The organism is Streptococcus sp. NLN64, from assembly GCF_015831295.1.
Lineage (GTDB): Bacteria > Bacillota > Bacilli > Lactobacillales > Streptococcaceae > Streptococcus.
This window is the reverse complement of the sequence record NZ_JADXDQ010000116.1, coordinates 1-1032: the sequence shown is the minus strand read 5'-3', so window position 1 is coordinate 1032 and position 1032 is coordinate 1. Positions and strand designations below refer to the sequence as shown.

The following is a 1032-nucleotide window of genomic DNA, read 5'->3' as shown; positions in this document are numbered from 1 at the left end:
GCTTTAAAATTTAAAGTAGAGGCCATCCTATTAACTTATTCCATATTACTTCATCAAAGCCAGATCGAAAATGGTTTCAGTCTAAAATATTCACTTGCTTACCCTTAAATCAACTAGCACAACGGGTAAAGAATACAAACGATAACAGTCCCTACTCAAATGTAATTAGGTTGCTAAAATCGCTTTCTAGCTGTCTCAAATCAGTGACTTTTCCTGCAATTTTTGTTCTTTAAAGTATCCTTTTATTTGACAAATGCGCATACTGCGCATAAAATATACTTTGTAAGGAGGTAAAAGTTCAATGCCACTTACAGGAAAGGAAATGATGAAGCTCGCTATTCGAAACGGTTGGAAAGAAGTCCGCGTCGATGGGAGCCATCACCATTTCAAAAAAGAAGGATTTTCAAAAATTGTCACCATCTCAGTCCACGGAAATAGGAACCTTGGGAATGGACTTGAAAAGAAAATCCTAAAAGATTTGAGGCTGAAGTAAAAGCCCCTAGTCTTTTAAGATTTTGGAGGTCACCATGTTAAAAACATATCCAGCTATCTTTCATAAAGAAAATCAAGGGTATTGGGTAGAATTCCCAGGATTTGGTGGGGGAACGCAAGGACACAATCTTGAAGAAGCCATGAAGCATGCTCGTGAGTTTCTTGAAAGTACCCTAGCTCTCTATTTAGATGAAGGCATAACGTTACCAGAAAGGGTGGATCTAGATACTTTAGAAGCTCCGGATGGATTTGTTAGCCTCATTCAAGCAGATCCAACACCTTTTATAAAAAATAATAAAGCCATTCGAAAAAATGTAACAGTACCCGAATGGCTTACCAAACTAGCTGATCGAGAGGGAATCAATTACTCTGAAGTTCTCACCAAAGCACTCCAATCCCAATTAAATTTATAGATATAGTCTTTTAGATTATAAACTGTATGTGGTATACTATTCCTATGGCATACGGAATTGATTTTAGAAAACGTGTCCTTGAATATGTTAAAGAGGGACATACACGTAAAGAAACAGCAGCTTTATT

At 36.9% G+C, this 1032-nt stretch carries 2 protein-coding genes; both read left to right on the top strand.

The features are described from left to right. Nucleotides 1–301: 301 nt before the first annotated feature. Nucleotides 302–493 (top strand): type II toxin-antitoxin system HicA family toxin, encoded by a 192-nt coding sequence (locus I2503_RS09380; RefSeq protein WP_196967785.1) that lies wholly within the window; start codon nt 302–304, stop codon nt 491–493. 34 nt (nt 494–527) lie between these two features. Then, nucleotides 528–905, top strand: a complete 378-nt coding sequence (locus I2503_RS09375; protein ID WP_196967784.1) for a type II toxin-antitoxin system HicB family antitoxin — start codon at nt 528–530, stop codon at nt 903–905. Nucleotides 906–1032 lie beyond the last annotated feature (127 nt).